This window comes from Halomonas ramblicola, assembly GCF_030409215.1.
Taxonomy (GTDB): domain Bacteria; phylum Pseudomonadota; class Gammaproteobacteria; order Pseudomonadales; family Halomonadaceae; genus Halomonas; species Halomonas ramblicola.
Genome location: NZ_JAUFPL010000034.1, coordinates 173014 through 177141, shown reverse-complemented (window position 1 = coordinate 177141; position 4128 = coordinate 173014). Strand labels below are relative to the sequence as shown.

At 69.1% G+C, this 4128-nt stretch carries 4 protein-coding genes; all 4 read left to right on the top strand.

All coding sequences use genetic code 11. The features are described from left to right. Positions 1-884: serine hydroxymethyltransferase (locus QWY80_RS17835; RefSeq protein ID WP_290234621.1), on the top strand; the 884-nt coding region annotated here is incomplete at its 5' end. Positions 885-907: 23 nt separating this feature from the next. Continuing rightward, a complete protein-coding gene (locus QWY80_RS17830) occupies positions 908-2158 on the top strand; it encodes a sarcosine oxidase subunit beta family protein (RefSeq protein ID WP_290234618.1) in 1251 nt (416 codons plus the stop codon). Positions 2159-2179: 21 nt separating this feature from the next. Further along, positions 2180-2533, top strand: a complete 354-nt coding sequence (locus QWY80_RS17825) for a sarcosine oxidase subunit delta (protein WP_290234614.1) — start codon at positions 2180-2182, stop codon at positions 2531-2533. Continuing rightward, positions 2530-4128, top strand: a 1599-nt coding sequence (locus QWY80_RS17820; RefSeq protein ID WP_290234611.1) for a 2Fe-2S iron-sulfur cluster-binding protein, incomplete at its 3' end; no start/stop codon positions are given. The genes QWY80_RS17825 and QWY80_RS17820, both read left to right, overlap by 4 nt.

Below are 4128 nucleotides of genomic sequence, written 5' to 3'. Positions count from 1 at the left end.
AGTACGGCCTGAACCCCGAGACCGGCGAGATCGACTACGAGGAGGTCGAGCGCCTGGCGCGCAGCCACAAGCCCAAGCTGATCATCGCCGGCTTCTCGGCCTACTCCCGGGTGGTGGACTGGCGCCGCTTCCGCGACATCGCCGACGCAGTCGGTGCCTGGCTGATGGTCGACATGGCCCATGTGGCCGGCCTGGTCGCCGCGGGTCTCTACCCGAGCCCGCTGCCCCATGCCCATGTGGTCACCACCACCACCCACAAGACCCTGCGCGGCCCGCGCGGCGGCCTGATCCTCTCCGCCCATGGCGATGCGGACCTCTACAAGAAACTCAACGGGGCGGTGTTCCCGGGCCAGCAGGGCGGCCCGCTGATGCACGTGATCGCCGCCAAGGCGGTGGCCTTCAAGGAGGCCATGAGCCAGGAGTTCGTGCGCTACCAGCGGCGGGTGATCGACAACGCCCGCGCCATGGCCGGGGTCTTCGTCGAGCGCGGCTACGAGGTAGTGTCCGGCGGCACCGACGACCACCTCTTCCTGGTCTCGCTGATCAAGCAGGGGGTGACCGGCAAGGACGCCGACGCGGCGCTCGGCCGGGCCCATATCACCGTCAACAAGAACGCCGTGCCCAACGACCCGCAGAGCCCCTTCGTCACTTCCGGCCTGCGTATCGGCACCCCGGCGGCGACCACCCGCGGCTTCGATGAGGCCGAGTGCACCGAGCTGGCGGGCTGGATCTGCGACATCCTCGACGTGCTCGCCGAGCGCGGCAACACCGACGCCGTGGAGGCCGCGGTGCGCGAGAAGGTGGAAGCGCTCTGTGCCCGCCACCCGGTCTACGGTGATGTCGCCGTGGCAGCCACCGCGACCTGCGGGGCGTCCATCGCCTGAGCCGCCATCGAGGAGTAGAGAACATGCAACGTTATTCAGGCTTCGGGCTGGCCAGGCACGCGCTCAGCCATCACGAGAACTGGGAGCGCCAATGGCGCAACCCCACCCCCAAGAAGCAGTACGACGTGATCATCGTCGGCGGCGGCGGCCACGGCCTGGCCACCGCCTACTACCTGGCCAAGGAGCACGGCATCCGCAACGTGGCGGTGGTCGAGAAGGGCTGGCTGGGCGGCGGTAACACCGCCCGCAATACCACCATCGTGCGCTCCAACTATTTATGGGACGAGGCGGCGGCGCTCTACGAGCACGCCATGAAGCTGTGGGAAGGACTCTCCCAGGACCTCAACTATAACGTCATGTTCTCCCAGCGCGGCGTGCTCAACCTCGGCCACACCCTGCAGGACATGCGTGACATCCAGCGCCGGGTCAACGCCAACCGCCTGAATGGCATCGACGGCGAGGTACTCGACGCCCAGGGGGTCCAGGAGATCGTGCCGATCCTCGATTGCTCGAAGAACGCCCGCTATCCGGTGCTGGGCGCCTCCTGGCAGCCGCGGGCCGGGGTGGCGCGCCATGACGCCGTGGCCTGGGGCTTCGCCCGCGCCGCCGACGCCCTGGGCGTGGACATCCTGCAGAACACCGAGGTCACCGGCTTCAAGATCCGCGACGGCCGCGTCTACGGGGTGCACACCAACCGCGGCGACATCGAGGCCAAGACCGTGGGCTGCGTGGCGGCGGGCAACTCCGGCGTGCTGGCGAAGATGGCCGGCTTCAAGCTGCCGCTGGAGTCGCATCCGCTGCAGGCGCTGGTCTCCGAACCGCTCAAGCCGGTGCTCGACACCGTGGTGATGTCCAACCACGTGCACGGCTACATCAGCCAGACCGACAAGGGCGACCTGGTGATCGGCGCCGGCATCGACGGTTACAACGGCTATGGCCAGCGCGGCAGCTACTCCACCGTGGAGCACACCCTGCAGGCCATCGTCGAGATGTTCCCGATGTTCTCGCGGGTGCGCATGAACCGCCAGTGGGGCGGCATCGTCGACACCTGTGCGGATGCCTGCCCGATCCTCTCCGCCACGCCGGTGAAGGGGCTGTTCTTCAACTGCGGCTGGGGCACCGGTGGCTTCAAGGCCACCCCGGGCTCGGGCCATGTATTCGCCGCCAGCCTGGCCAAGGGCGAGATGCATCCGCTGGCCGAGCCGTTCTCCATCGATCGCTTCAACACCGGAGCGCTGGTCGATGAGCATGGCGCCGCCGGCGTGGCCCACTGATTTCCGCAGAGGATAGCCGACATGTTCTATATCCATTGCCCCTACTGCGGTGAGCACCGCGAGGAAGAGGAGTTCCACCCCAAGGGCCAGGCGCATATCGCCCGGCCGGCGGACCCCGAGGCCTGCAGCGACGAGGCGTGGGGCGACTACCTGTTCTTCCGTGACAACCCGCGCGGCATCCACCACGAGCTGTGGGTGCACGCCGTGGGCTGCCGCAAGTTCTTCAACGTCACGCGGAACACGGTGACCTACGAGATCCTCGAGACCTACAAGATGGGCGAGCAGCCGACCATCACCGCCGCGAGCCAGGCCCGCCAGCCGGCCGACGCATCGTCCACCGCCGAGGTCGCCAACCAAGCAGGAGTCCGGGCATGAGCCAGTCGATCAAGCAAGCCAATCGTCTCAAGCAGGGCGGTCGGATCGACCGCTCGCGCAGGCTGACCTTCACCTTCAACGGTCAGTCGTACCAGGGCCATCCCGGCGACACCCTGGCCTCGGCGCTGCTGGCCAACGGGGTGGACATCGTCAACCGCAGCTTCAAGTACTCGCGGCCCCGCGGCATCGTCGCCGCCGGCGCCGAGGAGCCCAATGCGCTGGTCCAGCTGGGCAGCAGCGAAGCGGCCCAGGTGCCCAACGTGCGCGCCACCCAGCAGGCGCTGTTCGACGGACTCACCGCCCGCAGCACCAACGGCTGGCCAAACGTCCAGCGCGACCTGATGAGCCTGGTGGGCAAGCTGGGCGGGCGCTTCATGCCCCCGGGCTTCTACTACAAGACCTTCATGGCCCCGGCCTCCATGTGGATGACCTACGAGAAGTACATCCGCAAGGGGGCGGGCCTGGGGCGTAGCCCCATGGAGAAGGACCCGGACATCTACGACCACCTCAATCGCCACTGCGAGGTGCTGGTGATCGGTGCCGGCCCGGCCGGCCTGGCGGCAGCGCTCACCGCGGCGCGCGGCGGGGCCCGGGTGATCCTCTGCGACGAGCAGGAGGAGTTGGGCGGGTCGTTGCTCGACAGCCGCGAACTGCTCGATGACGAGCCGGCAGGGGAGTGGGTCGCCGCCGTGGTGGCCGAGCTTGCCGGGCGTGACAATGTCACCCTGTTGCCGCGCACCACCGCCAACGGCTATCACGACCATCACTTCGTGACCCTCCACGAGCGGCGCACCGAGCACCTGGGCGAGGTCGCTTCCCGCGTCGAGGGGCGACGCCAGTCGCGCTCGCGGCTGCACCGGGTGCGCGCCGAGCGGGTGATCCTGGCCACCGGCGCCCACGAGCGGCCGCTGGTCTACGGCAATAACGACCTTCCCGGTAACCTGCTGGCCGGGGCGGTGTCGACCTACGTGCGCCGCTACGGCGTGGTGCCGGGCAACAAGCTGGTGCTCTCCACCACCAATGATCATGCCTACCGCGCCGCCCTGGACTGGCTCGATGCCGGCCGCGAGGTGGTGGCCATCGTCGATGCCCGCCAGGCCCCGGACGGCGACCTGGTGGCGCAGGCCCGCGCCCGCGGCATCCGCATCATCGAAGGCGCGGCGGTGCTGGAAGCCAAGGGCGGCACGCGGGTCACCGGCGCGCGCGTCGCCACCATCGACGCCGAGGCCTTCACGGTCACCGGCCAGGCCGAGACGCTGGCCTGCGACACCCTCGCCAGCTCCGGCGGCTACAGCCCGGTGATCCACCTGGCCTCCCACACCGGGGCGCGCCCGACCTGGAACGACGACATCCTCGGCTTCGTGCCGACCCTGGTTCCCGGGGTGAGTGCCATCGGTGGAGCCCATGGCGTCTATGCGCTGCCCGAGGTGCTGGCCGAGGGGGTGGCGGTGGGTGTGGCGGCGACCATGGCTTGCGGCCATGACGTCGCCGGGATCGAGCTGCCCCAGGTCGATGCCCGTCGCGAAGGTGCCGCCTGCGCGCTCTACCAGGTGCCCCACGAGAAGCCGACCCTGCGCGGGCCCAAGCAGTTCGTT

Bases quoted from the DNA above. Each gene is read 5' to 3' on its own strand.
- QWY80_RS17830 (WP_290234618.1), top strand. From the start codon at position 908: ATGCAACGTTATTCAGGCTTCGGGCTGGCCAGGCACGCGCTCAGCCAT.
- QWY80_RS17825 (WP_290234614.1), top strand. From the start codon at position 2,180: ATGTTCTATATCCATTGCCCCTACTGCGGTGAGCACCGCGAGGAAGAG.